General features: G+C 68.1%; 29 protein-coding genes and 1 tRNA gene. 13 read left to right on the forward strand and 17 right to left on the reverse strand.

Going from position 1 to position 23,786, the window contains the following annotated elements:
- Positions 1–29: 29 nt before the first annotated feature.
- Entirely contained in the window at positions 30–1,526 is a 1,497-nt protein-coding gene (locus JJ685_RS10185; RefSeq protein WP_201674132.1) for a catalase, read from the reverse strand.
- Positions 1,527–1,569: 43 nt separating this feature from the next.
- Positions 1,570–2,331, reverse strand: coding sequence for an isochorismatase family protein (locus JJ685_RS10190; RefSeq protein WP_201674133.1), 762 nt, complete (start codon positions 2,329–2,331; stop codon positions 1,570–1,572).
- 205 nt (positions 2,332–2,536) lie between these two features.
- Between JJ685_RS10190 and JJ685_RS30080 the strand changes: the two genes are divergently transcribed.
- Positions 2,537–2,659: a hypothetical protein gene (locus JJ685_RS30080; RefSeq protein ID WP_269117388.1), complete on the forward strand. Its 123-nt coding sequence runs from the start codon at positions 2,537–2,539 to the stop codon at positions 2,657–2,659.
- A 147-nt stretch (positions 2,660–2,806) separates the two neighbouring features.
- Here JJ685_RS30080 and JJ685_RS10195 read toward each other — a convergent pair whose 3' ends face one another.
- From JJ685_RS10195 to JJ685_RS10210, 4 genes are read right to left on the reverse strand one after another with little or no spacing between them, the layout of a single operon-like run.
- Positions 2,807–3,364, reverse strand: coding sequence for a hypothetical protein (locus JJ685_RS10195; protein ID WP_201674134.1), 558 nt, complete (start codon positions 3,362–3,364; stop codon positions 2,807–2,809).
- Positions 3,361–4,149, reverse strand: a complete 789-nt coding sequence (locus JJ685_RS10200; RefSeq protein ID WP_201674135.1) for a DODA-type extradiol aromatic ring-opening family dioxygenase — start codon at positions 4,147–4,149, stop codon at positions 3,361–3,363. The genes JJ685_RS10195 and JJ685_RS10200 overlap by 4 nt, the downstream gene beginning before the upstream one ends.
- Positions 4,149–4,604, reverse strand: coding sequence for a DoxX family protein (locus tag JJ685_RS10205; protein ID WP_201672198.1), 456 nt, complete (start codon positions 4,602–4,604; stop codon positions 4,149–4,151). The genes JJ685_RS10200 and JJ685_RS10205 overlap by 1 nt, the downstream gene beginning before the upstream one ends.
- 29 nt (positions 4,605–4,633) lie before the next feature.
- On the reverse strand, positions 4,634–5,266 hold the full coding sequence (locus JJ685_RS10210) for an NADPH-dependent F420 reductase (RefSeq protein WP_201674136.1): 633 nt from the start codon (positions 5,264–5,266) through the stop codon (positions 4,634–4,636).
- Between the two features lie 125 nt (positions 5,267–5,391).
- Here JJ685_RS10210 and JJ685_RS10215 point away from each other — a divergent pair, with 125 nt between their 5' ends.
- On the forward strand, positions 5,392–6,291 hold the full coding sequence (locus JJ685_RS10215) for a LysR family transcriptional regulator (RefSeq protein ID WP_201674137.1): 900 nt from the start codon (positions 5,392–5,394) through the stop codon (positions 6,289–6,291).
- A gap of 147 nt (positions 6,292–6,438) precedes the next feature.
- On the opposite strand, the gene JJ685_RS10220 is transcribed toward JJ685_RS10215, so the two are convergent.
- The 3 genes from JJ685_RS10220 to JJ685_RS10230 all read right to left on the reverse strand — a co-directional run bounded on the left by JJ685_RS10220 (position 6,439) and on the right by JJ685_RS10230 (position 8,918).
- The gene (locus JJ685_RS10220; RefSeq protein WP_201674138.1) at positions 6,439–6,603 is read right to left on the reverse strand and encodes a hypothetical protein; all 165 of its coding nucleotides are present in this window, start codon (positions 6,601–6,603) and stop codon (positions 6,439–6,441) included.
- Positions 6,593–7,468, reverse strand: coding sequence for a hypothetical protein (locus JJ685_RS10225; RefSeq protein ID WP_201674139.1), 876 nt, complete (start codon positions 7,466–7,468; stop codon positions 6,593–6,595). The genes JJ685_RS10220 and JJ685_RS10225 overlap by 11 nt, the downstream gene beginning before the upstream one ends.
- A gap of 466 nt (positions 7,469–7,934) precedes the next feature.
- The gene (locus JJ685_RS10230) at positions 7,935–8,918 is read right to left on the reverse strand and encodes a universal stress protein (protein WP_201674140.1); all 984 of its coding nucleotides are present in this window, start codon (positions 8,916–8,918) and stop codon (positions 7,935–7,937) included.
- Between the two features lie 555 nt (positions 8,919–9,473).
- Here JJ685_RS10230 and JJ685_RS29775 point away from each other — a divergent pair.
- The 4 genes from JJ685_RS29775 to JJ685_RS10250 all read left to right on the forward strand — a co-directional run bounded on the left by JJ685_RS29775 (position 9,474) and on the right by JJ685_RS10250 (position 12,303).
- On the forward strand, positions 9,474–9,659 hold the full coding sequence (locus tag JJ685_RS29775; protein WP_201674141.1) for a DUF2970 domain-containing protein: 186 nt from the start codon (positions 9,474–9,476) through the stop codon (positions 9,657–9,659).
- A 73-nt stretch (positions 9,660–9,732) separates the two neighbouring features.
- Complete coding sequence (locus JJ685_RS10240) at positions 9,733–11,169, forward strand: cytochrome ubiquinol oxidase subunit I (RefSeq protein ID WP_201674142.1); 1,437 nt, start codon at positions 9,733–9,735, stop codon at positions 11,167–11,169.
- A complete protein-coding gene (cydB, locus tag JJ685_RS10245; protein ID WP_201674143.1) occupies positions 11,159–12,169 on the forward strand; it encodes a cytochrome d ubiquinol oxidase subunit II in 1,011 nt (336 codons plus the stop codon). The genes JJ685_RS10240 and cydB overlap by 11 nt, the downstream gene beginning before the upstream one ends.
- On the forward strand, positions 12,169–12,303 hold the full coding sequence (locus JJ685_RS10250; protein WP_201674144.1) for a DUF2474 domain-containing protein: 135 nt from the start codon (positions 12,169–12,171) through the stop codon (positions 12,301–12,303). Before cydB ends, JJ685_RS10250 begins: the two co-directional genes overlap by 1 nt.
- Positions 12,304–12,475: 172 nt before the next feature.
- Here the strand turns inward: JJ685_RS10250 and JJ685_RS10255 are convergent, their stop codons facing one another.
- The 3 genes from JJ685_RS10255 to JJ685_RS10265 form a co-directional block, all read right to left on the reverse strand.
- Positions 12,476–12,703, reverse strand: coding sequence for a hypothetical protein (locus tag JJ685_RS10255; protein ID WP_201674145.1), 228 nt, complete (start codon positions 12,701–12,703; stop codon positions 12,476–12,478).
- Positions 12,704–12,705: 2 nt separating this feature from the next.
- The gene (locus JJ685_RS10260; RefSeq protein WP_201674146.1) at positions 12,706–13,299 is read right to left on the reverse strand and encodes an N-acetyltransferase; all 594 of its coding nucleotides are present in this window, start codon (positions 13,297–13,299) and stop codon (positions 12,706–12,708) included.
- A 240-nt stretch (positions 13,300–13,539) separates the two neighbouring features.
- Entirely contained in the window at positions 13,540–13,929 is a 390-nt protein-coding gene (locus JJ685_RS10265; RefSeq protein WP_201674147.1) for a GreA/GreB family elongation factor, read from the reverse strand.
- 585 nt (positions 13,930–14,514) lie between these two features.
- Here JJ685_RS10265 and JJ685_RS10270 point away from each other — a divergent pair.
- Positions 14,515–15,105, forward strand: a complete 591-nt coding sequence (locus tag JJ685_RS10270) for a hypothetical protein (RefSeq protein WP_201674148.1) — start codon at positions 14,515–14,517, stop codon at positions 15,103–15,105.
- 275 nt (positions 15,106–15,380) lie between these two features.
- On the opposite strand, the gene JJ685_RS10275 is transcribed toward JJ685_RS10270, so the two are convergent.
- Positions 15,381–15,665, reverse strand: coding sequence for a GreA/GreB family elongation factor (locus JJ685_RS10275; protein WP_330901744.1), 285 nt, complete (start codon positions 15,663–15,665; stop codon positions 15,381–15,383).
- A gap of 330 nt (positions 15,666–15,995) precedes the next feature.
- Between JJ685_RS10275 and JJ685_RS29780 the strand changes: the two genes are divergently transcribed.
- The 4 genes from JJ685_RS29780 to JJ685_RS10295 all read left to right on the forward strand — a co-directional run bounded on the left by JJ685_RS29780 (position 15,996) and on the right by JJ685_RS10295 (position 18,141).
- On the forward strand, positions 15,996–16,397 hold the full coding sequence (locus JJ685_RS29780; RefSeq protein ID WP_330901745.1) for a GreA/GreB family elongation factor: 402 nt from the start codon (positions 15,996–15,998) through the stop codon (positions 16,395–16,397).
- A gap of 75 nt (positions 16,398–16,472) precedes the next feature.
- Complete coding sequence (locus JJ685_RS10285; RefSeq protein ID WP_201674150.1) at positions 16,473–17,399, forward strand: universal stress protein; 927 nt, start codon at positions 16,473–16,475, stop codon at positions 17,397–17,399.
- A complete protein-coding gene (locus tag JJ685_RS10290) occupies positions 17,396–17,980 on the forward strand; it encodes a hypothetical protein (protein ID WP_201674151.1) in 585 nt (194 codons plus the stop codon). Before JJ685_RS10285 ends, JJ685_RS10290 begins: the two co-directional genes overlap by 4 nt.
- Entirely contained in the window at positions 17,977–18,141 is a 165-nt protein-coding gene (locus JJ685_RS10295) for a hypothetical protein (RefSeq protein WP_201674152.1), read from the forward strand. The genes JJ685_RS10290 and JJ685_RS10295 overlap by 4 nt, the downstream gene beginning before the upstream one ends.
- 25 nt (positions 18,142–18,166) lie before the next feature.
- Here the strand turns inward: JJ685_RS10295 and JJ685_RS10300 are convergent, their stop codons facing one another.
- The gene (locus JJ685_RS10300) at positions 18,167–18,328 is read right to left on the reverse strand and encodes a hypothetical protein (protein ID WP_408015464.1); all 162 of its coding nucleotides are present in this window, start codon (positions 18,326–18,328) and stop codon (positions 18,167–18,169) included.
- 129 nt (positions 18,329–18,457) lie between these two features.
- Here JJ685_RS10300 and JJ685_RS10305 point away from each other — a divergent pair, with 129 nt between their 5' ends.
- Complete coding sequence (locus JJ685_RS10305) at positions 18,458–20,167, forward strand: SpoIIE family protein phosphatase (protein ID WP_236598867.1); 1,710 nt, start codon at positions 18,458–18,460, stop codon at positions 20,165–20,167.
- Positions 20,160–22,274: a PAS domain-containing hybrid sensor histidine kinase/response regulator gene (locus tag JJ685_RS10310; RefSeq protein ID WP_201674154.1), complete on the forward strand. Its 2,115-nt coding sequence runs from the start codon at positions 20,160–20,162 to the stop codon at positions 22,272–22,274. Before JJ685_RS10305 ends, JJ685_RS10310 begins: the two co-directional genes overlap by 8 nt.
- A gap of 309 nt (positions 22,275–22,583) precedes the next feature.
- On the opposite strand, the gene JJ685_RS30400 is transcribed toward JJ685_RS10310, so the two are convergent.
- The 3 genes from JJ685_RS30400 to JJ685_RS10330 form a co-directional block, all read right to left on the reverse strand.
- Complete coding sequence (locus JJ685_RS30400; protein ID WP_201674155.1) at positions 22,584–22,898, reverse strand: tyrosine-type recombinase/integrase; 315 nt, start codon at positions 22,896–22,898, stop codon at positions 22,584–22,586.
- A gap of 521 nt (positions 22,899–23,419) precedes the next feature.
- Positions 23,420–23,496 (reverse strand) — tRNA-Arg (locus JJ685_RS10325).
- A gap of 57 nt (positions 23,497–23,553) precedes the next feature.
- Positions 23,554–23,766, reverse strand: coding sequence for a hypothetical protein (locus JJ685_RS10330; protein ID WP_201674156.1), 213 nt, complete (start codon positions 23,764–23,766; stop codon positions 23,554–23,556).
- Positions 23,767–23,786: the final 20 nt, after the last annotated feature.

Genomic DNA, 23,786 nt, shown 5'->3' on the forward strand with positions numbered 1-23,786 from the left:
AGCGCACGGGCCCTTCGGCGCTTGCCGGATCAGCCCTCGCCCATCCCTTCGGCGGGCTTGCCGGCACGGCCCTCCCGCACCTTCTGCTCGATGCGCCGGCCGACGTCGGCATCGACGTTCTTCCAGTAGTCGAAGGCGCGCTCCAGCACCGGGCTGCGCACGCCGCCCAGCAGGCTGCCCGCCACCTGGTCGACCAGCGCCGCGCGCTGCGCATCGTTGAAGACCTGCCGCACCAGCGTTCCGGCCTGGCCGAAGTCGTCATCCTCCTCGTGCAGCGTGTAGGCACTGCGCACCATCGCGCCGTCGGCCTCCCAGCCATCGGGGGCCGGGCCAGTGGCATCCGACCACGGCCGCTCCCCGCTGTTGCTCGCGTAGACCGGAGCGGCGCCGCTGTGGTGGTAGGCCATGGGGCCGTCGAACATGTACGTGTTGACGGGCACCTTGGGCTGGTTCACCGGCAGCTGGTGGAAGTTGGCACCGATGCGGTTGCGCTGCGCGTCGTTGTACGCGAAGGCGCGCCCCAGCAGCATCTTGTCCGGCGACAGGCCGATGCCGGGCACCGTGTTGCCCGGCGAGAACGCCGCCTGTTCGATCTGGGCGAAGAAGTTCTCGGGATTGCGGTTCAGCGTCATGAGGCCCACCGGGATCAGCGGGTAGTCCTTGTGCGACCAGGTCTTGGTCAGGTCGAAGGGGTTGAAGCGGTAGCTCTTCGCGTCGCCGTACGGCATCACCTGCACCGAGAGCTGCCAGCTCGGGAAGTCGCCGCGGGCGATGGCCTCGAACAGGTCGCGCCGGTGATGGTCCGCGTCGGCGCCGGCCATCGCCGCGGCTTCGGCGTTGCTGAAGAACGCCATGCCCTGGCGGGTGTGGAAGTGGTACTTCACCCAGAACTTCTCGCCTGCCGCATTGATCCACATGTAGGTGTGCGAGCCATAGCCGTTCATGTGGCGCCAGTTGCGCGGCAGGCCGCGCTCGCCCATCAGGTAGGTCACCTGGTGCGCGCTCTCCGGATTGTGGGTCCAGAAGTCCCACTGCATGTGGTTGTCGCGCAGCCCCGAGTCCGGCAGGCGCTTCTGGCTGCGGATGAAGTGCGGGAACTTCATCGGATCGCGCACGAAGAACACCGGCGTGTTGTTGCCCACCAGGTCGTAATTGCCCTCCGTGGTGTAGAACTTGAGCGAGAAGCCGCGCACGTCGCGCCAGGTGTCGGGACTGCCCTGCTCCCCGGCGACGGTGGAGAAGCGCGCCAGCATCTCCGTTTTCGCCCCGGGCTGGAACAGGGCGGCCCGCGTGTAGCGCGAAACGTCGGCGGTCGTCTCGAACACGCCGAAGGCGCCGCTGCCCTTGGCATGCGGCTGGCGCTCGATCACCTTCTCCCGGTTGAAGTGGGCCATCTGCTCCAGGAAATGCACGTCGTGGAGGAGGACGGGCCCGTCGGCGCCGAGGGTGAGCGAGTTGCGGTCGCTCGCGGCGGGCGCGCCGGATCCGGTGGTCGCGCCACCCGCGGTCTTGTCGTTGAGCTTCATCAGGGACTCCTTGGCTTTCGGCGAGCGGGGACAAGTGTGCGCCCTACTTCACCATTCCGAACGGATCCGGCACGGCGTGCTGGTTGGCGTTGTTCCAGAAGTTCTCCAGCACGAAGCCATACTCGGGCAGGTTGTTCTTGAACGGCGCCAGCATGTCGTTGGCGGTGGGCAGCTTCCAGTCCGCCTGCAGTTCGCAGCCCAGCGCGAAGGTCGTCACGGGCTGCGCGCCGGCGTTGGCCATGCGCAGCATGGCCGCCTGCGCTTCGTAGGCATTCCACGCCCCGCAGGCATCGATCACCGGATACACCGCGTAGCCGTCCTGCAGCATCGACAAGGTCGGCATCGCGCAGCAGGTGGCGGTGGTCACGCCGGCGATGATGACGTGCCTGCGGCCGCTGCGCTGCACCAGTTCCTCGAAGGCCTTGCGGAAGACCGGGTCCTCGTAGCAGTTGATGATCCCGGTGCGGCGGTAGATCGGCTGGTCCGCGAACAGTTCCTTCAACTCCGGCAACGTATCGCCGTTCTGCCACTGGGCATTGGAGGAGGACAGCAGCACGGGAATCTTCAGCGCCTTGGCGATGCGCGCGAGCCCGACGACGTTGCTGCGGTATTCCGCCAGCGAGCCGAAGTCCCGCACGCCGGCCATGAGGCCGATCTGGTGGTCGATGAGCAGCATGACGGCGTTGTCGGGCGTCGGCTTGTCGTAGGCCTTGCGCCCGGCACGCACCGCTTCTTCGGCGGAAACGCGCGGCGGCTGGATCGTGTCCTTCAGGCCACTGACGATGTCGGCAGGGCGATTGCTCATGGCGGGCCTCCTTGCGATCGAACGGGCCGAGTCGCTTCATCCCCTTCGTGTGCATCGCTGCTCGCACCTGCACGGGTGATGACGTGATCGACGCGGCATCGTACTGCCACTCCCGGTGGACCGGCAGACCCTTCTTGCGTACGGCGTAACGCTGCAATACTTGGCGCGGCGCGACGCTGATCTGCTGCACTCCTAGACTCCCACCTTGTGCCGCGACGAAACCGGACGGCGCACCCTCAACGAGCGCATGCCCAGCCGGCAGGAGCTGGGCATGGCGCGTTACCAGGGCAAGCACGTGACCGGAATCGCGACCAAGCTGTTCGGGTGATGCGCATGGGGCCGAGGCGCAGCCATGCCTTGGCCCGCGCACGCTTCGTCTCACGCCTTTTGCTGACGAAGGAGTCAAGTCGGCTTTGATGCCTCGCTCGTGCCACGAACGGGACGAACAACCGCCCGAGTTCGCCGACACACCTGGTCAGCTGGGCATCGTGCCGACGTGCTCGAAGCCCAGGTGATGCATGCATTCCCGCAGCACCAGCAGGACGGCCGCGATCTCCCGTCCCTCGGGCAACTCGGCGAGCGCCACCGGCGTACCGAGCGCGCGGGACGCCAGGCGCTGGAACAGGGCCTCGACCGCTGCGAGCGGCAGGAGCGCCTCCGGTGCCTCCAGGCCGGGCAGTGCACGCAGCGCAGGAGCACTGGTCACGAGGGTGCCGCGCTCGGCCTTGGGCAGGCGCGCCGCCGCCAGAGCATCCTCGACGAGGTCGATCCCCCGCTCCAGTTCCGACGGCGTCGGAGGGTCGTGCCGCAGCACGTCGCGTGCGAGGTCACCGACACCGACCGGCAGCGTCACGACGCCCCCGTCGGCGAATTCCAGCACCGTATTGCGGGCGTGCAGGCGCACCTGCGCCCGTGGCCGGGGCACCGTGCCACGCTGCGCGGAGGGCCCGCCTGAACCCAGGTACAACTCCTCCGGGAGATCACCCGGCTGCGGCGGCGCGGTGTCGTGGCGCATCTGCATGGCGGGCCTCATTGTGCCGCCGCGGCGAAGACAAAGGCGTCCATCGACAGCACCCCGTGCACGATGCCGCCGTCCAGCGCTCTCCACTCGCCGTCTGCGGAGGCCGCGCCGGCTGCGACCAGCAGGGGCAGGAAATGCTCGTGGCTCGGGTGGGCGCGCGCGGCATGCGGCGCGTCCTCGAGCGTGCGGCGCAGGCGTTCGCCGTCACGGGCAGTGACCGCAGCGCGCACCCAGCCCGCGAACTCGCGTGCATACGCCGCCTCCGCGCCATCGCGGGCGCGGAATTCGGCCAGGTTGTGGGTCAGGCTGCCCGAGCCGATGATCAGCACGCCTTCGCTGGCGAGTGGCGCCAGCGCTGCACCGAAGGCACAGGCCGCCTCGGCGTTCTGGCGAGCCGGCAGCGACACCTGGAAGACCGGCACGTCGGCTCGCGGGAACAGGTACAGCAAGGGCACCCAGGCGCCGTGGTCCAGACCGCGGCGTTCGTCGGCCTGCGCCGGCCAACCGGCCTTGCGCAGCACCTCGAGCGCCCGGCGCGCGAGCCGCGGGTGGCCCGCTGCGGGATAGTCGATGCGATAGAGCGCGGGATCGAAGCCGCCGAAGTCGTGGATCGTCTCCGGTTGCGCGACGACGCCCACGCGCGGCGCGGGCGTCGTCCAGTGCGGCGAGACCACGAGCACCGCTTCGGGCCGGGGCAGCGAGCGGCCCAGGGCCTTCAGCCGCGGGCCGGCCAGCCCGGGCTCCACGGCAAAGGTGGGTGCGCCGTGCGAGACGAACAGGCTGGGCAGGCGGGCCATCAGCGGGCTCCAGCGGGCCGCGGCGTGAGCGCCTGGTCCACCGAGTAACCGCCAGCGCCGCTGAACAGCAGCGCGACCGAGGCCGCGAACAGCGCGAGGGCGTATTCGTAGCCGCCCTTGTCGGCGAAGAAGCCCTTGCCGATGTGGACGCCGAAGATGGCGATCAGCATGGCGGCGGCGAGCGCCGCGGCCGCCGGGCGCACGAGCAAGCCGAACACCAGCGCGAGTCCACCGAAGAATTCGACCAGGCCGGCCAGCAGCGCCATCAGGTAGCCGGGGTTCAGGCCGATCGAGCCGAAGAACTGGCCGGTGCCTTCGAGGCCGTAGCCGCCGAACCAGCCGAACAGCTTCTGCGCGCCGTGCGCGGCGAAGATGATGCCGACCGGTACGCGCAGCGCCAGGGCGCCAGGGCCCGCACCGGTGGCCAGCACGCGTTGGAAGAAAGACGTGTTCATGGAAGTCTCCTGCGATGGGTTTCGGGGGGTCAGGCCTTGCGGATCCAGACGGGGGCGATGCTCGTGCCCTGCCCGGCGCCGTAGCCGAGGTAGATGTTCAGTCCGGCCACTGGCTCGAGGTAGCGCGCGTTCTTCAGCGGGCCGGCGTCGACCACGTGGAAGCCGATGCTCTCTGCGATCGCGCCCGCCGTCTGCTTGGCACGCTCGCTGTCGCTGGCCACGAACACGTCGGCCTTGCGGCCGTTGCCGAAGTCCGCGCCTTCCGCGAGGACCTGGGCGAACACGGTGTTGAAGGCCTTCACGAGCTCGGCGCCGGGCACCGCCTTCGCGATCTCTTCCGCCGCGGAAGTGCCGTGGCCGAGGGTCAGGCCCATGTAGTCGGCCGTCAGCGGGTTGGTGATGTCGATGACGACCTTGCCGGCCAGATCGCCCGCACCGCGCAGCGCAGCCGCCGCCTCGGCGTAGCCGGTGGCCAGCACGACGGCATCGGCGCCTTCGGCCGCGCCGGCGGCGCGGACCGCACGGGCGCCGGGGTTCGCCGCCGCGACCTGTTCCGCCTTGGCGGCGTCGCGCGCCGTGACGCTGACCTGGTGGCCCGCGCGGGTGAGTTGCTTGACGAAGGCCGAGCCCATATTGCCGGCGCCGATGACAGTGATCTTCATGAGAGGTTCTCCTGGTGGGTGGAGCAGCGCTTGGCTGCGATGGAGACAACTCTAAAGTTGCGAGCGCAATAGATAAATCCGTCTAACTTGGTTTGTTAGTGCCGGATTTCGGGATAATCCACCCCATGGACCGCTTCGAGGAAATGCGCGCCTTCGCTGCCGTCGTCGACGCCGGCAGCTTCGTGCGCGCGGCCGAGGCACTGCGGCTGTCCAAGACGGCCGTGTCACGCCTGGTGAGCGACCTGGAGGCGCGCCTGGGCGTGCGGCTGCTGCATCGCACTACGCGCAAGCTCTCGCTCACGGTCGAAGGCGAGGTGTTCCACGCCCGCTGCAAGGAGTTGCTGTCGAACGTGGAGGAAGCGGAAGCGGAGGTCACCGCACGGGCCGACGAGGCCGTCGGACAGCTGAGGCTCAACGTGCCGGTCAGCTTCGGCCTGCTGCACCTGGCCCCCTTGTGGCCGGCCTTCATGCAGCAGCACCCGCAGGTGGACCTGGACGTCACGCTGTCGGACCGCGTCGTCGACCTCGTGGACGAGGGCTATGACCTCGCGGTTCGCATCGCGCAGCTGCCCAGTTCGTCGCTGGTGAGCCGCAAGCTCGCATCGACCCGCATGGTGCTGTGCGCATCGCCCGAGTACCTGCGGCGCCACGGCAAGCCTGCGCACCCTTCGGAGATCGCCGCGCACACCGTCTTCGCCTACACGCTGCTGGCGACGGGCGAGCAATGGGCCTTCGAGGGACCCGAGGGCCCCGTCAGCGTGAAGGTCGCGCCGCGCATGCGGACCAACAGCGGCGACACCTGCGTGGCCGCCGCGTTGCAGCACCAGGGCATCGTGCTGCAGCCCTCGTTCATGGTGGGCCACCACCTGCGCGCCGGCACGCTCGTGGAGGTGCTGCCGCAGTACCGGTCCCGCGAGCTGGGGATCTACGCCGTGTACGCGAGCCGCAAGCACCTCACGCCCAAGGTGCGCGTGCTGATCGATTTCCTGCTGGAGGCCTTCCGCATCCAGGCGTGGGGCGATTGATCCGACGCGCGGGCCTTTGCAAGACCCGCGGCATCGATCAGGCGGGCGTCGTATTCGGCCGCCAGCATGGCGGCGCGGCGCGCGGCGTGGGTGGCGCCGGCGGAGAAGTCCGTGGCGGCGAGGACGGTGCGGACGGAACGCATGTGTTCATCTCCTTTCTGGATAGTGGGAATAGCGGAAGACGAAATCGCGCAGCGAGGTGGCGATCGCCGGCAGCCCGTGCAGCACGTGGCCGGGGCGCTGCATGCGCTCGTGCAGCGCCGCGAGCTCGGCGTCGATCTCGCGCTGGACCAGCGCCACGTCAATCCGCATGGCCCGCCTCCGCAGCCACCCAGAAGCCGCTGAGCAGGTCTTCCGGTTTGCGGCGAGCCGACACCCGCGCGCTGGACTCCCAGTTCTGGCGCTGCACGCACAGGCCGGCGAACACGCCGTACCCTCGCCCGGCGCGGATCTCACCCGCGGCGTCGAGGCCCTCGCCAGCACGGATCGCCCCACCAGCGCGGACGTCGCCGCGCGAGCGGATGCCCAAGCCTGCCTCGAGGTGCGCGCCGCAATCCACCCCGCCATCCGAGACCAGACCCTGGCAGACCCGCAAAGAACCGGAGACCTGGAGCCGACCGCGCACGCTCAGCGCGCGGGCAGTGCAATCGCCCCCGACCAGCAGGTCGCCCTGCACTGAGGCCTGGCCCTGGGTGCAGAGCAGGCCCACGCAGTCGACGCTCGCCGCCACCTTCATGTCACCGGCGCGAAGGTCTCCGCCCACGCGCACCTGCCAGTCGGCCAGAATCGAGCCTTCGCATCGGACCGCGCCCCCGCAGTCCAGGCCGCCCGCGGCGCGGATGTCGCCGCCCGCACTGACGGCGCGGCCGGCACGAATGGGGCCGCCGCAGCGAATGGAGCCACCGGCGCGGAGCACGCTGCCCACTTCGATGCTGCCGTGCACATCGAGCGAGCCGGCGAAGACGAGCGCGTCGCATTCGAGCCGGTCCACTGCGAGAACCGCGTTGGTGGCACCCAGTTTCTCCAGCAGCCAGCACGCGTCGTCCACCCTTCCGTCTTCGACGAGCGCATCGAGGACTTGCTGATAGTCCGCTCCGTCGCGGTGATGGCGCAGGTACCAGCGAAAGCCGTCCGCGCACGGGTTTTTCGCCCTGACAAAACTTTTCGTGAAATCCATGGCCGTCCGCGCGTGCCCCGACGAGCACGCAATCTTTCGTGTTTCTCAAAGTCCATCCGACTGGAACCTCACGAGGGGCCCAGGCTGGCGCGGAGTGGGCCCGACGGTCGAGAAGTGCGCTTTGGGAGGGAAAGTGCGGACCGCCGGGCTCAGGTAGGTGCGGCGGTGCGATGCAGCCCCAGCCTGCGCAACGCGGCGGAGCACGCACGAACCCTCTGCCGCAGCAGCGGCAGGCGGGCGCATGTGCAGCGCGAATGCGTGATGAACCTGGCCACCATGCGACGAGTATAGGCAGCGCACCGCGCGGAGCAGTCCCGCCGCGCCTATTCTGGCAAGCCTTGCCGGGTCTTGTGACGGAGAGCGCGAAACTGGCACCGCACTGATCGAGGAGGTGCATCTCGGGATTCGGAGACGCGGTCGAATGTCGACCGCGCCCTGACCTGGTCCGGCTCGATCCGCCCTCGCGTCACGAGGACCACACGTTCGCGCCATGTGCGCCGAGCGGGGTTGGCGCGTCGCCCAGGCTCGAGGTTGCCGGTACCGGCCGAATTGCCTGGAGAATCAGCGTGTCGGCCCTCGTATGCGCCAGCAGGCGGCGCGGTAGCGAGGGCGCAATCCACGGCGGCAGCTTGCCGGCCGCGCGGGGGACCACCACCAGGTCGGGAAAGAGCACTTCTTCCTTTTCCAGGAGCACATCCAGCGATCGCGTGAAGATCACGCATGGTGCTTCCTTCATGCGCGCACCGGGCGTGGCCTGCGCCAGGTGGTGGATGCGCGCCTCAACCTGTCCCGCACGGCTTTCGAATCCGTGATGCTCCCGCGGCAGGAGCTCGATGTCCTTGCCGAACTCGCGCAACATCTGCACGTGAGGCCCCCCTGCCATTCCGGAGGCCACCGCGATGCTGGTCGGAGCACCCAGCCCATGCTGCACCCCGGCAATGACGCGCTGATATGGCTGGGTGGCTGCCTTGCGCACGACGAGAGTCGGAAGTCCGCAATGTTGCGCCAGCGTGTCCGGATGAATGTCGGCGATCCAGGAGCGTGTCCACCGCCCCGCCGACCCACCCGTGACAAGCAAGTCGGCACCGCTCGCGGCGGCAGCGATTTCGCGGCGCAGGCTCCCACGCAGCGACTGGGCGACCACCGCGATGCGCAGGTGCTCCTGCAAGCGCCACGCCAATGTCTCGAGGATGCGTTGTGCCCGGACGGCGCCTTCATGCCAGGGGCGCACGTGCACAATGCGCAGCCATGCTCCGTGTTCCCGCGCGAGCAATCCGGCGCGCCAGGCGGCATTGTCCGCCACGTCCGTGAGGTCGCTGAGCACCAGGATCCGCTTCAGCGGGAAGGGTCCGGCGCGGAGTCTCGAATCCGCACCAGGTGCGGTGAGTTTCCCGGGTCGGGTGAAGTCAGGCTGGGCGAGCTTCGGCTCGCCAAAGTTCGAGGCACGCATCAAGGCACTCCATTCAAGTGCGAGCCAAAGCTAGTGATTGGGCTCGCGACGCGCCGGTGGTTTGCCCGGCGGTGGATGGATAGCGCTGGATGTGAAAGTAGCGACCGCCGGGCTCAGGAATGTGCGGGCGTGCACTGCAAGCCCGCCCTGGAGCGCGCAAACGACCGCGCGGCCCAGCCCTCTGCTGCAAAGGCAAAGGTGGCCAGAACGATTCGATGCGACCAGGCGAGCCGTGTCATGGGCGCAAGTATACGGGACCGCCCACGAAGCGCTTGACGCATTCTGGCAAGGAGTACAGGGGCATTGGGTGAACGCGTTGCGGTGTTCTGCGCCGGGAATAGACTTGCAGGCGTGCCATCTGCTTTCTTCTCGCTCGCTTCCTCGCGGTATCGCAGCACAACGCCAGGACTTTCCTGAGCCCGGCGATGCCAGCCACTGCAGGGCCGACTTGCCGGGCACTGCAAGCGCAAATCCTATCCACCTCCGCCTCCGTTCATGCGCGGCGCACTCGTGCGACGCATTCGCGTGCAGCGGTTTCGATGAAAGGCCTACGCCGTGAACGTGATTCGCCAGATCAAGACCGTCCTGTGGGGCTTTGTCGGCCTGGGTCGCCGCAAGGACATGGCGGATATTCCCCTGCGCGGCAACCCACTGGTGCTGATCCTGGTCGCCTTCGTGCTGCTCCTGATCTTCATCGGTACGCTGGCGGTCATCGCAAACTCCGTGGCAACCTTTGCCTGACACAGGTGAAGCGCACGTCCGCGAGTACCCGCTACTTCCCTTGACTCGCTGAACTGGAGAAGAAAGGACAGGCATGGATGCACTGCTGCTGGCGCGTGTGCAGTTTGCGTTCACGATTTCCTTCCACATCGTCTTTCCAGCCTTGACCATCGGACTGGCCAGCTACCTGGCCGTGCTCGAGGGGCTGTGGCTGAAATCGGGAAACGCGATCTATCGCGACTTGTTCCACTTCTGGAAGAAAGTGTTCGCGGTCGCATTCGGGATGGGCGTGGTGTCCGGACTGGTGATGGCTTACCAGTTCGGCACGAACTGGGCGGAGTTCTCCAGGTTTGCGGGTGGCGTGACAGGGCCGCTCCTGACCTACGAGGTGCTGACCGCATTTTTTCTGGAAGCCGGGTTCCTGGGCGTCATGCTCTTCGGCATGCACCGCGTCGGCCCTGGACTGCACTTCTTCGCCACCATCATGGTGGCGCTAGGGACCCTGATCTCAGCCACCTGGATCCTGGCGTCCAACAGCTGGATGCAGACTCCCCAGGGGCACGAGATCATCGACGGGCGTGTCGTGCCAGTCGATTGGCTGGCGATCATCTTCAACCCGTCGTTCCCTTATCGCCTCGTCCACATGGTGTTTGCGGCCTTCCTTGCCACCGCCTTGCTCGTGGTGGCGAGCGCTGCCTGGCACCTCTTGCGTGGCCGCGATGACGCACCCGTGCGCAAGATGCTCGCGATGGGGCTGGGCATGCTGCTCGTCGTCGCGCCGCTGCAAGCCTTCGTTGGCGACCTGCACGGCCTGAACACGCTGGAACACCAACCGGCCAAGCTGGCAGCCATCGAAGGCCACTGGGAGAACAAGCCGGGGGAGGCCGTTCCGCTGATCCTCTTCGGGCTCCCCGACATGGATGCGGAGAAGACACGCTACGCCGTCGAAATACCGCGGCTCGGCAGCATGCTGCTCACGCACACGTGGGACGGCCAGTTCCCGGGATTGAAGGAATTCCCGAAGGAGGACCGGCCGGATTCCCTGGTGGTGTTCTGGAGCTTCCGGCTGATGGTGGGACTGGGATTCCTGATGATCGTCCTGGCCGTCCTCGGCGCGTGGCTGCACCGCCGCAACCGAATCTATGCGTCACGCGCGTACTTGCAGTTCGCGCTCGCCATGGGGCCAGCAGGCCTGCTGGCCATCCTGGCAGGCTGGGTGACCACGGAAATTGGACGGCAGCCTTGGGTGATCTACGGGGTCATGCGAACGGCCGATGCAGTGTCTGCGCACGATGCGTCGCAAGTGGGGTTCACGCTCGCGCTTTTCGTCCTTGTGTACACGCTCGTGTTCGGTACCGGGACGGTTTACCTGCTGCGGATCATCGGCAAGGGCCCGGAAAGCGGCGAGCCGACTCCGCAAGGGGGGGCGGGGCAGATGCGCCAGCCCATGCGGCCACTGTCCGGTGCGCCGGAAACCTTCGATGATCTCGAGGCGGTGACCGTTGCGAGGAGCGAGCATCATGGCCATTGACCTGCCGCTGGTCTGGGCGATCCTCATCCTGTTCAGCGTGATGATGTACGTCGTCATGGACGGCTTCGATCTCGGCATCGGGATCCTGTATCCGTTCTTCCGGGACAGGAAGGACCGGGACGTCATGATGAACACCGTCGCGCCCGTGTGGGACGGCAACGAAACCTGGCTCGTGCTGGGCGGAGCAGGCCTGTTCGTGGCCTTCCCGATTGCCTATGCGGCGATCCTGACTGCGTTGTACCTGCCGCTCGTGTTCATGCTGGTCGGCCTGATCTTCCGGGGCGTGGCGTTCGAGTTCAGGTTCAAGGCTCCCGAAGCAAAGCGGCACTATTGGGACAAGGCGTTCACCCTCGGCTCCTATGCTGCCACCTACTTCCAGGGTGTCACCTTGGGGGCGTTCCTCCAGGGCATCCCCGTTCTCGATGGAAAATTCGTCGCGGGTGCGTTCACCTGGCTCACGCCTTTCCCGCTCTTCGTGGGATGCGGGCTCATCGCGGCGTATGCCCTGCTGGGGGCAACATGGCTCGTGATGAAGACCGAGGGCAGGCTGCAGGAGCGGCTGCGCGCTCTCGCCACGCCCCTCACCTGGATCCTGCTGCTGGTGATCGCCACCATCAGTGTGTGGACGCCCCTGGCACAACCCGCCATCGCGCAAAAGTGGTTCACCTGGCCCAACATCGCCTGGTTCTCCCCCGTCCCGGCCCTCGTCCTCGTTTGCGGCGTGCTGTTGCAGCGCAAGTTGCGCGATCACCGCAGCCATGCCATGCCCTTCCTGCTCACGCTGGGGCTGGTCTTCCTTGGCTATTCAGGCCTGGGCATCAGTCTCTGGCCGAATGTGGTGCCACCGTCCGTGACCCTCTGGCAGGCAGCCGGACCGCCCCGAAGCCTGGGTTTCACGCTGGTTGGAGCATTGCTGATCGTTCCCATGATCCTCGGCTATACGGCCTGGGGCTACTGGGTGTTCAGGGGCAAGGTTCACCATGGAGAGGGCTACCATTGATGAGGCACGATACCGGGGCATGGCTGCGGCGGGCAGGCTGGTTCATGTTGTTCTGGTGCGTCGGCGTGCTGGCCCTTGGGGCCGTGGCCGCCATTCTTCGCGCTGCGATGCGCGCTGCCGGCTTATCCACTTGATCGGGAGAACTTCGACGCGCTGTTCGCGGCCCAACCGAAGAAGCTCTCGATGGATCGAGCCTCGCCCGGGAAGGGCGAGAGCGTCAGGTCAGCGTGGCTCCTTCGCGGCCACGCAGCCCTACCGCTCACGCAGCGGCCGGGCGCTTGATCCGTGACTCGGCATCCGGATGCGTCAGGCGCGGTTCAGGATGACGCCCGACCCCGCCAGGCGCATCGCATCGTCCTTGGAGACCTCCACGTGCCGGCCATCCTCGAGCCGGTACTCGGCGACCCCGGTGGGTTCCCACTGATCGGCGCTTCCGGGCACGAGACCGAGGCGTTCGTACGCGCAGACCTTGTAGCGGCATCCGTCGGAACCGGTAGCCGCGAACGATTCCAGCAGGTGGAGGCGAATTTCCATGGTCATTTCCTTTCATCAACTTGTTGAATTTGACGGGATGCGAGCTGCCTTGCGAGCCGGTCGGGGCTCCACCCCGCGCCGAGCAGGACCATGCGGGTGTCGAGATCCTGGAACATGGCAGGCTCGATGGGGGAGCCGATGCAGTGAAGCTGCCTGTCGCGCATCTGGACGAACAGCAATTCATGGGATCTGGCCAGTGACATCCAGAGGCGGTGCGCGGCCACGGATTGCCGCGGCCCGCTCATCAGGCACATGCCGGCGTGCAGCGCCCATCGGTAGACGGCGGAGCCGAGGCCGCGTCGGGTGTAGGCCGACGCGTACCTGGAGTGCGGGCTGCGCAGATAGCGCTCCGCTTGGCGATCGATCTCGAAAACCCTGTGGAACACCGTGCTGCCGGCCAAGCGGTTGCGCGCCGTGTCTTCGACGTACACGTAGAACTGACCGTCGGCTTCGCGGTAGCGAAGGACGAAGTCGTGCCACGTGGTGGCGATCGCCGGCAGCCCGTGAAGCGCGTCTCCGGGACGCTGCATGCGCCCGTGCAGCATCCCCAGTTCAGCGTCGATATCGCGATGGGCCAGCGCCACATCAATCCGCATGCATCGCCCCCTGGCCAACCCGGAATCCACTGAGCAGCCCTTCCGGTCCGTGGCCAGCCGACATGCACGCACTGGACTCCCGGTTCGCTTGCTGGTAGTCCGCGCCGTGCCGGTAATGCCCCGCGTACCCGCGGAAACCTTCCGCGCACGGGTTCTTCAATCTGACAAGACTCTTGGTGAAATCCATGGCCGTACGCGCGTGCCGCGCCGGGCACGCTCTTGCGTGTTGCTCCTCCCAATTCAGGCGCTGAACTGCGCGATCCGCGAGACCGCCATCACGCGTGCCTTGCATGGCTGTCCGGAGGGCGAGTGCCACTGCGCGACAGCGCCCACCCGCAGCCCGATCAGGGCCATGCCGACAGGCGATAGCACGGAGATATAGCCCTCCCTCGGCTCCGTCTGCCCGGGGTAGCAGAGCACGAACCGGTGGCGGCGTCCCGTGGCGACGTCTTCGAGATCCACCTGCGCGTACATCGTCACGACATCGCACGGTGCGAGCAAAGGCTCCACCACGTCTGCTCGGTCCAGGAGCGTCGAGAACTGGAAGGAGGTCTGGACCTCGCGCAGTTGGCTGAGGCGGCCGAAATCAAGTTCGGTGAGCGTGCGCTCGCCGAGGTTCACTGCATCCATGAACGAACTCCATCGGACTGGAGCCCTGCAAGGGGCTCGGGTTGGCGCGGAGTTGGCCCGACGGTCGTGAGGTGCGCTGGGGGAAAGTGCGGACCGCCGGGCTCAGGAATGTGCGGCCGTTGGATGCAACCCAAGCCTGCGCAACGCGGCGGAGCACGCGCGAACCCTCACCCGCAGCAGAAGCAGTGAAGCACATGTGCAGCGCGAATGGGAAAGGACCGAGGACATCACGTCGCAAGTATAGGCACTGCATGGTCCGGAGCAAGGCTTGCGCGTATTCTGGCAAGCTTTGCTGGGTCTTGTGCCGAGCCGCAAGCAACCGGCCTACACTGCGTGATCCATTCCACCGCCAGCCATGCTGCATTACGCCTTCGTCCATCGCCATCCATGCGCCGCGCCATCAGCGCAGGGTGCTGGCGCGGCGCTGCCGACGCGAACGCGCAGTTCGAATCATCGAAGCACGCCAGCAGATTCCTGAGCCCGGCGGCCCCTTTCTCCGATCAGCGCTGACTATCGACCGCCGGGCAAGCCCAGGCGCGTCTGCGAGCCGCCGCAGCGGTACTCGCACTCGATGGGAGTGCTTCCATGCATACGACACCTGAGGGTGGGCGCAAGCCTACTGATTTTTTCGTTCTGCGCGGCGACGATCTGGCTCACGCGCGGATGCCGCTGCGGCAGCAATGGCGCGTTCTCTCCGGAGCGGCAGGGCCGCTGGACGCAGTCGGAGCGGCAGGCAACGGCGGCAGCTTCGCCATCCTCGCCCGGGGCGACTCCGGTGAGATCAGGGCCTTGCACGAGCGCGCACTGGTCCAGGGACGCGTTGCGGTCCGGGACGCGCACCGCGGTGCGGTCCGCTTCGCCGAGCCGGTGGTCCACACGTATGTCGATCCTCTTCGCGGCGTCTCACTGGAGCCACTGATGTTCGTGAAGGTGAATGGCCGGCGCGAGCGCCTGGACCCGTTGACGCAGATGCTGCGTTCCCGCGGGGCGCGCGTGCAGGACGTGGAACTGCAGAAACGCCGCGCCATCGTGCGCGCCGAAATCCCGCTCGCGTCCCTTCTCGGTTTCGAGGAAGCGCTCCTCTCCGGCACCGACCACTCCGCGCAGGTCTTCACGTGGCTGGTCCGCTATGACCTGGCTTCGGGCGCCCCTTCCAGCGCCTGGCGGAAGGATTGATCGATGGAAGGATTGCACCTCACCGCCGACCTTTGCGACTGCGAATGCCCGGACCTCGTCTTGACGAGCGCGGCCGCGCCGCCGTAGTCCGCCTCGTCCATCGCGCTGCGCCGGATCGCCTGGCGCAGTGCTTGTCTGCCATCCACCGCGCCGCGCTGGACGATCCGCGGGTGCGGGTGCTCTGCGAGGACGGGGCGGACTTCGTCCGTTCCACACGAGAGCGATACGACCTGGTGTTGCTGGACCTGACGACGGCTCGATCGCCTTCTGCTGCGTCATGGCGCCACCCCGCGCGCGTTGGCGTGCTTCGCGAGCACGGACACGATGCGGGCGGAGTGGACGCGGCCGAACGCGCGCCAGCTCGCCGTCTCGCCCACGGACAGGCCGAACAGGCTCGCCCCGAGCGGCGACAGCACCGAGATGCGGCCGCTGGCGCTGTCGGCGTCCTGCGGGTAGACGAGCGTCACCTGCGTCGGCGGCTCCCCGGCGTCGCCGACGAGGAACACCTGCGCGCCCATGGTGACGACACCCGGCGCGACGCTGAAGCGAGCGCGTGTCACGGCCCAAGTCTATGGGTCCCGCCGGCGCGGCCAGGCGCCTGCGCAATGCCCCTCGATCCCTTGCCAGAATGGGCCGCATGCGCGGTGGCGCGCCTATACTGCCTGCATGACACGCCTCACCTGCCACACCGGGATCGCCGATGCGACGCGCCTCGAGCGCGCGCTCGCGCCCATGCTGGCGGGCCTGCAGCGAACGCCCGCACATTCCTGAGCCCGGCGGTCGCCCCCTTCTCCCCTTCAGCGCATCCATCGACCACCGGGCCAAGCCCGCCGCGCGCCTGCGGACCGCTTTCGCCCAGCGACGGTCCGCGTTCGAATGGAGTGCCAACCGTGCGTGCCCCGCATTCCGGTGAGCGCAAGCTCACCGAGCTCGATTCCGTCCGCCTGCGCAAGCTCACCGCTGCGGGCGCGTTCCCGCAGCTCGCCGACATCCTGGACGACGCGCAGGTGCTGCCGTCCCACGCGATCCCGCCCGACGTGGTGACGATGTACGCGCGCTTCGTGATCCGCGACCTCAAGCTGCAGCGGCGCCAGATCCTGGCCGTGTGCTATCCCGCCGATGCCGATCCCTCCACCGGATCGATCTCCGTGCTGTCGCCGGCGGGCATGGGCCTGATCGGCCGCACCGTCGGCGCGCTCGCCCAATGGACCGGCCCGGGTGGCGAAGAGACCGTGGCCCAGATCGAAGGGATCCTGTTCCAGCCGGAGGCGACCGGTGACTACGTGACGTAGTCGCCGCGCTCCTCGCTTCCGCTCCCCTGCCCGACCGGGGCGTCACGCCCGGCGCGGCCTCACCTGGAACACGCCATGAGCATCAAGTCCATCCTTGCCCTCACCGATCTTTCCGCGCGGGAAGATGTCGCCGTGCAGCGGGCCGGCCAGCTCGCCGCGATGCACCGCGCCGCCATCAAGCTGCTGTACGTGCCCACGCACGGGCAGCCCGCACAACCCGGCGCCCCTGCGCGCCTGGCCGACATGGCCCGCCGGCTCGAGGACCGCCTCGGGCTGCGGGTCAGGACGGCGAGCGCGAGGGCCTTCGAGCTGGAGGAGCTCGCCGCGGAAGCGCGCGGGGCGGACCTCGTGGTTCTGCCGCATCGCCACGAGCGCACCACGGCGGCCTTCTTTCGCGGCCAGCCGGTGCTGCGCCTTCTGCGGCGCTGCCGGTGTCCCGTGCTCGTCGCGCGCCAGCCGCTCGCCGGGCCTTATCGGCACATCCTGGTGGCGGTCGACTTCTCCGCGGCATCGCAGGCACTGGTGAAGCTGGCCGGCGAGTTCGATCCGCAAGCGGGACTGGAGCTGTTCCACGCCGTCGGCATGATGGACGAATCGAAGCTGCGCTCCGCCGAGGCGCCCGAAGTCGCCGTGCGTGCCTATCGGCAGAAGCGCCTGCGCGACGCGCGGCAGCGGATCGTGGCGCTCACCGATTCCTTCGATGCGCGCAGGAACCGCGTGCTCACCGCGATCGGACGGGGCGACCCGGGGCGGCAGACCGTGATCCAGCAGGAGCACTCGGGTGCGGACCTCGTCGTGCTGGGCAAGAAGCGCAGCAGCGCGTGGGAGGACTTCCTCTGTGGCAGCGTCGCGCACCGCGTCCTGAGCTGGGGCTCCAGCGACGTGCTGCTGGTGCCGCAGACCTGGCTGCAGGCGACCGCGCCGGTCGCCGCGCGCCGCATCGGCAGCGGCATCGCACGCCCCGCGCTGCCCATGCGCCCCGCCGAAAGGAGTGCGTCATGAGCTTTCCCGCAGTGTTGACCCGCGACGACATGGAGGCCCTGGACACGCGGGAGCTGGACCTGCTGCCGCTTCGCCAGAAGGTGGGCGCGACCCATGGAAAGCCGCTCGCGTTGGGCGGCCAGAACCTTCTGGACGCGCTCTCGCGGCCGGATCGCTTCCGCATCCTGCGCCACGGCGCCGGCGGGCAGATCCTGGCTCGCAACGGCCTCGCTTTGGCCGAAGCGCAGCACCTGCTGCGGCAAGCGTACGGCGGAGTGGTCGCGTTCGAATGCCCGACAGTCCACACCGTGATGGATCGCGCGACGGGAAAGCTGCTGGTCCCCCTGATGTTCCTGCGCATCGACGCGCCGCGCGCGTACCGGCTGGACCTGCTGCGATTGCTAGCGCCATGCTCTCTGAAGCCGGATGCGACCACCCTCGAGCGCGGCCGGATCGTCGTGCGTGCGGAGCTGCCCCTGGCACGCCTGATCGGACTGGAGCGACAGGTCATCGACCGCACCGACGGCGCGGCGCACGTGCTGTGCTGGCTCGCGCGCTACGGCCCCGTTTCGGGCGTTGCATGGGAGGGCTTGCAGGCATGACCCAGGAAGACATCGCCCTGATCCTGGCCGTGATCGGCGGCGCCTGTCTGGCGACGGCCTGGATCGGCCGACTCACGGGGGACGCGGTCCGGGATGTCTGGCTGGCGCTCGGCACTGGCAGCGTCGTGCTGGCGTTCGGTGCCCTGGTGCTGGTCGCGTAGGGCTCGCGAGCCGCGGCCAGGGCGCTCAGAATTCCAGGCTGTCGACCAGGCGCGTGGTCCCGAGCCGGGCGGCGCCGAGCGCAACCAGTGCATCGCCTGCGGACGGAGGCTGCAGTTCGGCCCTGCCCCGCACCGTCAGGTAATCGACCTTCCAGCCACGTTCGCGCAGCGTGCGCGCGGCCTCCATTTCGGCCTGCTCGACTCCCGCTCCATCCTGGACGCTGCGCTTGCTCGCCTGAGCGCACAAGACCGCGGCGCTTGCCAGCGGCCGCACGCGCCCCCAGAATGAATTCGGCATCCTTGCGAGGGCCGACTGATGAGCCGCGCACCTGTTTCCCCCGTCGCGTTGGTCGTGGAAGATGAACCGGCGACGCGCCTGTTGGTGAAGCGGGCGCTTGAGAAGCTGGGTTGCGCGCCTGTGCTGGAGGCGGCGGACGGCATCGCGGCCCAGGAAGTGCTGTGCCGGCACGCGGACGTCGCCCTCGTGCTGACCGACATCACCATGCCGCGCATGGACGGCCTCGAGTTGCTGCGCTGGGGACGCGAGGCCGTGCCCGGCGCCGTGTGGATCGTCCTCTCCGGCGTGGAAACCTTCGACTCCGCGGTCGCGGCCATCCGGCTGGGCGCGTTCGACTTCCTGCCGAAGTCGCCGCATTCCGAGGAGCTGGCGGTGGCCGTGCGCAACGCGCTCGAGCGGCGCCAGTTGCTGGCCGAGCGCGAACGGCTGTACCTCGAACTCCAGCGCAAGGTGCACGAGCTCGAGCAGACCTCCGAGGCACTGCGCCGCGACTTGCAGCGGGCCGAGGTGATCCAGCGCGCCTTGCTGCCGCACAGCCCGCCCCCCATGGAAGGCTACTGCATCCAGGCGGTCTACCGGCCGGGCCAGCACGTGGGCGGCGACCTCTACGACGTGGTCCGGCTCGGCGAGCGGCACCTTGCGTTCTACCTTGCCGACGCGACCGGCCATGGCGTGACTTCGGCCATGCTGTCGGTGCTGTTCAAGCAGCGGCTGGTGCTGGTCGATGCAACGAGCGGCCTGCCGCTGTCGCCGGCCGCCGTCCTGGACGCCGTCAACCGTTCGATCTGCGAGGCGCACGCGGCACCGGGACTGTTCCTCACCGCGGTATTCGGCCTCCTCGACACCTCGAATGCGAGCCTCACCGTGGCGTCGGCAGGCCATCCGCCGGTCTTGCACCTGCGCGCCGGGCGCGAAACGCGCCTGGTGCGCCGCACCGGGCCCGCCCTCGGCCTGGCGCACGACGCGCAGTACCACGAGGAGCACCTCCAGATCGCCGCGGGTGACCGGATCCTGCTTTATACCGACGGCCTGGTGCCCTCGGGCACGGAACGCGACCTGCACCGGCTGCAGCAGGTGCTCGCCGAACAGCGTTCCAGCGTGCAGGACATCCTGGCCCAATTGCACGATGCCGCCCAGGGTGCGGAGCGGGACGACGTCACCGTCCTCCTGCTCGACGCGCATGCCGGCGCGTCCTGGTTCGACAACGGTGCCGAAGGCAGGGCCGCCGCCGCGTCCCGCGCCCCGCGCACGGAGCAGGACGTCGTGTTCTACGGGGAGGCCGACGAGGCAGCCTGGCTTGCACTGCGCGGCCGCGCGACCTGGATGCAGTCCGACGTATTCCACGAGACCGGCCAGGCCGTGCTCGCCGCGCAGCGCCCGCTGGTGCTGGACCTCTCCGCCTGCGAGTTCATGGACAGCACCTGCCTCGGCACCGTGCACGAGCTCGTCGCCCGCGGCGGGGTCACGCTGGTGGGCGTGGCCCCGGGCGTGCACGCCTTGTTCGAGGAGCTGAGCATGGGCGACGTGCTGGCCACCGTCCGCCGGGATGCCCCCGCGGCACCGGAGCTGTACGCGATCGGCGCCGGCAGCAGCCAGGCCGCAGTGCAGCAGCGCATCCTGCAGGCGCACGAAGCCCTCTCCTCGCTCAGCACCCGCAACCGCGAGGAATTCCGCGACGTGGTCGAATCGCTGCGCGGAGACCAGCAAGCGGGCGGCGGCCATGGATGAAGCAAGGGAGCTGCGGGCGCGGGCCACCGAACTGGAGGAACGGGTGCGTGCCCGCACCGCCGACCTGCAGACCGCCAACGCCTTCCTGAACTCGCTGATCCAGCACATCCCGTACATGGTGATGGTCAAGCGCGCGAGCGACCTGACGATCGTGCGGGCCAATCACAAGGTGGAGGAACTGCTGGGGCTCAGCGAGCAGGAGTTGCTCGGTCGATCCGCCCACGAGATCCACAGCGCGCAAGAGGCGGACTTCTTCACCACGAAGGACCGGGAAGCACTCACGTTGCGCCGCGAAGTCGACGTCCAGGAGGAGACCATCCAGACGCCGCACGGGGAGCGCATCCTGCACGTCAAGAAGATCCCGATCCTCGACGAGGAAGGCCAGCCGCGCTACCTGCTGTCCATGGCGGAGGACGTGACCGAAAGAAGGCAGCGGGAACGGGAGATCCAGCGGCTGAACGCCGCACTCGCGCAGCGCAGCACCGAGCTCGAGGCCGCCACCCGGGCCAAGAGCATCTTCCTGGCGACCATGAGCCACGAGATCCGCACCCCCATGAACGGGATGCTCGGCATGCTGGAGCTCCTGGGCCTCACGCCGCTGGACCCGGAGCAGCGCGAGACGCTGTCGCTCGTGCGCGAATCGAGCCGTTCGCTGCTGCGCCTCATCGACGACATCCTGGATTTCTCCAAGATCGAAGCCGGCAAGCTCGACCTCCGGCCCGAAACCGTGTCCATCAAGCGGATCATCGAGGAGGTGCAGAGCATCTACTCGGGCACCGCCAGCTGCAAGGGCCTGGCCGTCCACCGCACGGTCGATCCGCGCATCAGCCCGGCGCTGCGGGTGGACCCGGTGCGCCTGCGCCAGATTCTCAACAACTTCGTCAGCAATGCCACCAAGTTCACCGCCGCGGGCTCCGTGGAGATCGGCGCGGAGTGGCTGGGGCGGTCCGATGGCCATGAAAACCTGCGCTTCGTCGTGCGGGACACCGGGATCGGGATCTCGCCAGGGGATCAGCAGCGGCTGTTCCAGCCCTTCAGCCAGGCCCTGGGGGAGGAAGGGCGGCGCAACTCCGGCGGCAGCGGCCTCGGCCTGGTGATCTGCCGGCAGCTGGCGCAGATGATGGGCGGCAGCATCACCCTGGAGAGCGTGCCGGGCCAGGGAACGACCGTCATGCTGACCCTTTCGCTGCCGATCGTGGAAGCTTCGCCGGCCGCCGACACGGGCACGCCGCCCGAATCCGCGCCAACCGGGCCTGCCCGCCGCGCCGCCCCTTCCGTCGACGAAGCCGAGGCGGAAGGGACGCTGCTGCTGCTGGTGGACGACCACCCGGTCAACCGCACCCTCCTGCTGCGCCAGGTCCGAATGCTCGGCTACGCGGCCAAGGCCGCGGAAGACGGGGTGCAGGCGCTGGAAACCTGGAAAGCCGGCCGCTTCGGCCTGGTCGTCACCGACTGCCACATGCCGCACATGGACGGCTACGAGCTGGCGCGGAGCATCCGCGCGCACGAATCAAGCACGGGCCGAAGGCGCGTCCCGATCATCGCCTGTACGGCGAACGCGCTGCCGGGCGAGTCCGCCAACTGCTTTGCCGCCGGCATGGACGACTTCCTGGTCAAGCCCTTGGAACTGTCGGCCCTGACCGAGAAGCTCGATCGCTGGTTGCCGATACCGGATGCGAAGGGCGCGCGCGCCGAGGCCCGTGACGCCGCCCCCGTGGAGGAGGCGGACAGCCCCCTCGACGCCGACCTGCTCGCGAAGAACTGCGGCGACGACCCGGCCACGGTGGCCGAAGTGCTGGCCGCCTTCCGTCGCACCTGCGAAGAGGACTCGGCCGCGCTGCAGCAGGCCGTGCAGGTGCGGGACGCCACCGCGGCAAGGCAGCTGGCCCATCGCATGGGCGGCGCCAGCACCGTCGTCGGCGCGCTCGCGTTCGCCGCGGCATGCGCACGCATCGAACGCACCAGCCGGGCCGGGGACTGGGAGGCGCTGGCGCAGGAAACGCCGGCGTTCGCGCAGCAGCAGGAGAGCCTGATGCGTTGGCTGGACTCGCGCACGGCCCCTGGAACGACGAAGGCGATCGATGAGACAAGCTCCGCGGATCGATGACCTGCGGGGGCTTGCCAAGCGACGGGGACAGGCTGGCCGTGACGTAGCGCACGCGATCGGACAGCAGCCAAACGACCACGATCAGGGGAATGCGAAGCCGGGGATGTGAGGGGACGGCTGACCCGTTCGGGTCTCCTCCCGGAACCTGAAGAACGGCTACGGAAGCACCGGCCTTTCCATTCTTCTTCCACACCAGAAAGCACTTACGCCACCCGAAGGTGGCGTAAGTGCTTGATGTCTATGGTGGGTGATACATGGATCGAACATGTGACCCCTGCCGTGTGAAGGCCACACGGTGAGGCCAAGACCTCATACGGCGGCGCGCTTCCGTGGAATAGCAGGGCGAAGCTTGACCACGTCCGCGCCGCGCCGGAGCCGGTCCAGGTAGATCGCCCATTCACGCATCATCTTGCGCCGCTGCTCCAGATAATCGGCACGATCGTAGGCAGCGCCAAGCGGCCCCGACTTGCCATGGGCCAATTGAGCCTCGATGGCCTCAGGATCGATCCCAGGCAAAAGCTCCACCATCAAGGTGCGGGCCATCGCGAGAAAGCCGTGCGCCGACATCTCGTCGGAAGTGAACCCCATGCGTCGAAGCGCTGCGTTCACGGTGTTGTCGGACATCGGGCGCTCCCCCGTACGCAGCGAGGGGAACACGTAGCGGCCGTGCCCTGTGAGTGGATGCAGTTCACGAAGGATTGCAACCGCCTGCAAAGCCAGGGGGACGAGATGGGGCCGGCCATTGAGTTTCTGAATGCAGCCGCCGCTTCATCGCCTGCGAGGGAACCGTCAGCATCCCGCTTTCGAAGTTCACCCAAGCCCACTCCATCTGCCGGATGTTTCCAGGGCGCTGGAACTACTTCCCGGCCGCCTTCACCAGCAGGTACATGCCGGCCCCATCCGTGTGCTTGTCGCCAGTGGGTTTGCCGGTGTGCTTGACCTGCCGAACGAAGACGTCAGTGAGTGCCATTGGAGTTCCCGTGACGGTACTTGGCCAGCCGGAGGCGCCAGATACCGTCAAAAGTACCGTCAAAGTGACGGTATCTCATGGCGCGAGGCGGGAGCAGCCGGGACAACCCCATCCACGGATTTCCCTGTGCTGACGCGGGTTCCGAGACGATCTGGGATTCTGTGGGACGCCAATTTGGCCTGCCCGGAGGGACTCGAACCCCCGACCTGCTGCTTAGAAGGCAGCTGCTCTATCCAGTTGAGCTACGGGCAGAATGCCCGTGGATTATGTCAGGGGTGGCGGGACGCTACTGCCTGCCCGCGCCACCCCTCACGCTTCCTCCCCCACCTCTTCGCCCACCCGGCTGATGATGGCCATGACCTGTTCGCTCAGCACGCGCACCTCCTGGCACAGCCGCTCCTGCCGCGGCTGGTCCGCCGCGACCGCCCGCAGCAGCTGCCGCTGCCGCTCGGTCAGGATCGCCTGCGCCACCCGCAGTTGCTCCAGCAAGGCAGCGATGCGCTCGGCATGCTCGTTCTGCATGACACCTCCTCTGGGTGGAT

It is taken from the genome of Ramlibacter monticola, assembly GCF_016722785.1.
Taxonomy (GTDB): domain Bacteria; phylum Pseudomonadota; class Gammaproteobacteria; order Burkholderiales; family Burkholderiaceae_C; genus Ramlibacter; species Ramlibacter monticola.

Excerpts from the sequence above, each read along its gene's own strand:
- JJ685_RS10185 (WP_201674132.1), bottom strand. The coding sequence starts at position 1,526 with ATGAAGCTCAACGACAAGACCGCGGGTGGCGCGACCACCGGATCCGGC.
- JJ685_RS10190 (WP_201674133.1), bottom strand. The coding sequence starts at position 2,331 with ATGAGCAATCGCCCTGCCGACATCGTCAGTGGCCTGAAGGACACGATC.
- JJ685_RS10195 (WP_201674134.1), bottom strand. The coding sequence starts at position 3,364 with ATGAGGCCCGCCATGCAGATGCGCCACGACACCGCGCCGCCGCAGCCG.
- JJ685_RS10200 (WP_201674135.1), bottom strand. The coding sequence starts at position 4,149 with ATGGCCCGCCTGCCCAGCCTGTTCGTCTCGCACGGCGCACCCACCTTT.
- JJ685_RS10205 (WP_201672198.1), bottom strand. The coding sequence starts at position 4,604 with ATGAACACGTCTTTCTTCCAACGCGTGCTGGCCACCGGTGCGGGCCCT.
- JJ685_RS10210 (WP_201674136.1), bottom strand. The coding sequence starts at position 5,266 with ATGAAGATCACTGTCATCGGCGCCGGCAATATGGGCTCGGCCTTCGTC.
- JJ685_RS10215 (WP_201674137.1), top strand. The coding sequence starts at position 5,392 with ATGGACCGCTTCGAGGAAATGCGCGCCTTCGCTGCCGTCGTCGACGCC.
- JJ685_RS10220 (WP_201674138.1), bottom strand. The coding sequence starts at position 6,603 with ATGCGGATTGACGTGGCGCTGGTCCAGCGCGAGATCGACGCCGAGCTC.
- JJ685_RS10225 (WP_201674139.1), bottom strand. The coding sequence starts at position 7,468 with ATGGATTTCACGAAAAGTTTTGTCAGGGCGAAAAACCCGTGCGCGGAC.
- JJ685_RS10230 (WP_201674140.1), bottom strand. The coding sequence starts at position 8,918 with ATGCGTGCCTCGAACTTTGGCGAGCCGAAGCTCGCCCAGCCTGACTTC.
- JJ685_RS10240 (WP_201674142.1), top strand. The coding sequence starts at position 9,733 with ATGGATGCACTGCTGCTGGCGCGTGTGCAGTTTGCGTTCACGATTTCC.
- cydB (WP_201674143.1), top strand. The coding sequence starts at position 11,159 with ATGGCCATTGACCTGCCGCTGGTCTGGGCGATCCTCATCCTGTTCAGC.
- JJ685_RS10250 (WP_201674144.1), top strand. The coding sequence starts at position 12,169 with ATGAGGCACGATACCGGGGCATGGCTGCGGCGGGCAGGCTGGTTCATG.
- JJ685_RS10255 (WP_201674145.1), bottom strand. The coding sequence starts at position 12,703 with ATGGAAATTCGCCTCCACCTGCTGGAATCGTTCGCGGCTACCGGTTCC.
- JJ685_RS10260 (WP_201674146.1), bottom strand. The coding sequence starts at position 13,299 with ATGCGGATTGATGTGGCGCTGGCCCATCGCGATATCGACGCTGAACTG.
- JJ685_RS10265 (WP_201674147.1), bottom strand. The coding sequence starts at position 13,929 with ATGGATGCAGTGAACCTCGGCGAGCGCACGCTCACCGAACTTGATTTC.
- JJ685_RS10270 (WP_201674148.1), top strand. The coding sequence starts at position 14,515 with ATGCATACGACACCTGAGGGTGGGCGCAAGCCTACTGATTTTTTCGTT.
- JJ685_RS10285 (WP_201674150.1), top strand. The coding sequence starts at position 16,473 with ATGAGCATCAAGTCCATCCTTGCCCTCACCGATCTTTCCGCGCGGGAA.
- JJ685_RS10290 (WP_201674151.1), top strand. The coding sequence starts at position 17,396 with ATGAGCTTTCCCGCAGTGTTGACCCGCGACGACATGGAGGCCCTGGAC.
- JJ685_RS10295 (WP_201674152.1), top strand. The coding sequence starts at position 17,977 with ATGACCCAGGAAGACATCGCCCTGATCCTGGCCGTGATCGGCGGCGCC.
- JJ685_RS10300 (WP_408015464.1), bottom strand. The coding sequence starts at position 18,328 with ATGGAGGCCGCGCGCACGCTGCGCGAACGTGGCTGGAAGGTCGATTAC.
- JJ685_RS10305 (WP_236598867.1), top strand. The coding sequence starts at position 18,458 with ATGAGCCGCGCACCTGTTTCCCCCGTCGCGTTGGTCGTGGAAGATGAA.
- JJ685_RS10310 (WP_201674154.1), top strand. The coding sequence starts at position 20,160 with ATGGATGAAGCAAGGGAGCTGCGGGCGCGGGCCACCGAACTGGAGGAA.
- JJ685_RS30400 (WP_201674155.1), bottom strand. The coding sequence starts at position 22,898 with ATGTCCGACAACACCGTGAACGCAGCGCTTCGACGCATGGGGTTCACT.
- JJ685_RS10330 (WP_201674156.1), bottom strand. The coding sequence starts at position 23,766 with ATGCAGAACGAGCATGCCGAGCGCATCGCTGCCTTGCTGGAGCAACTG.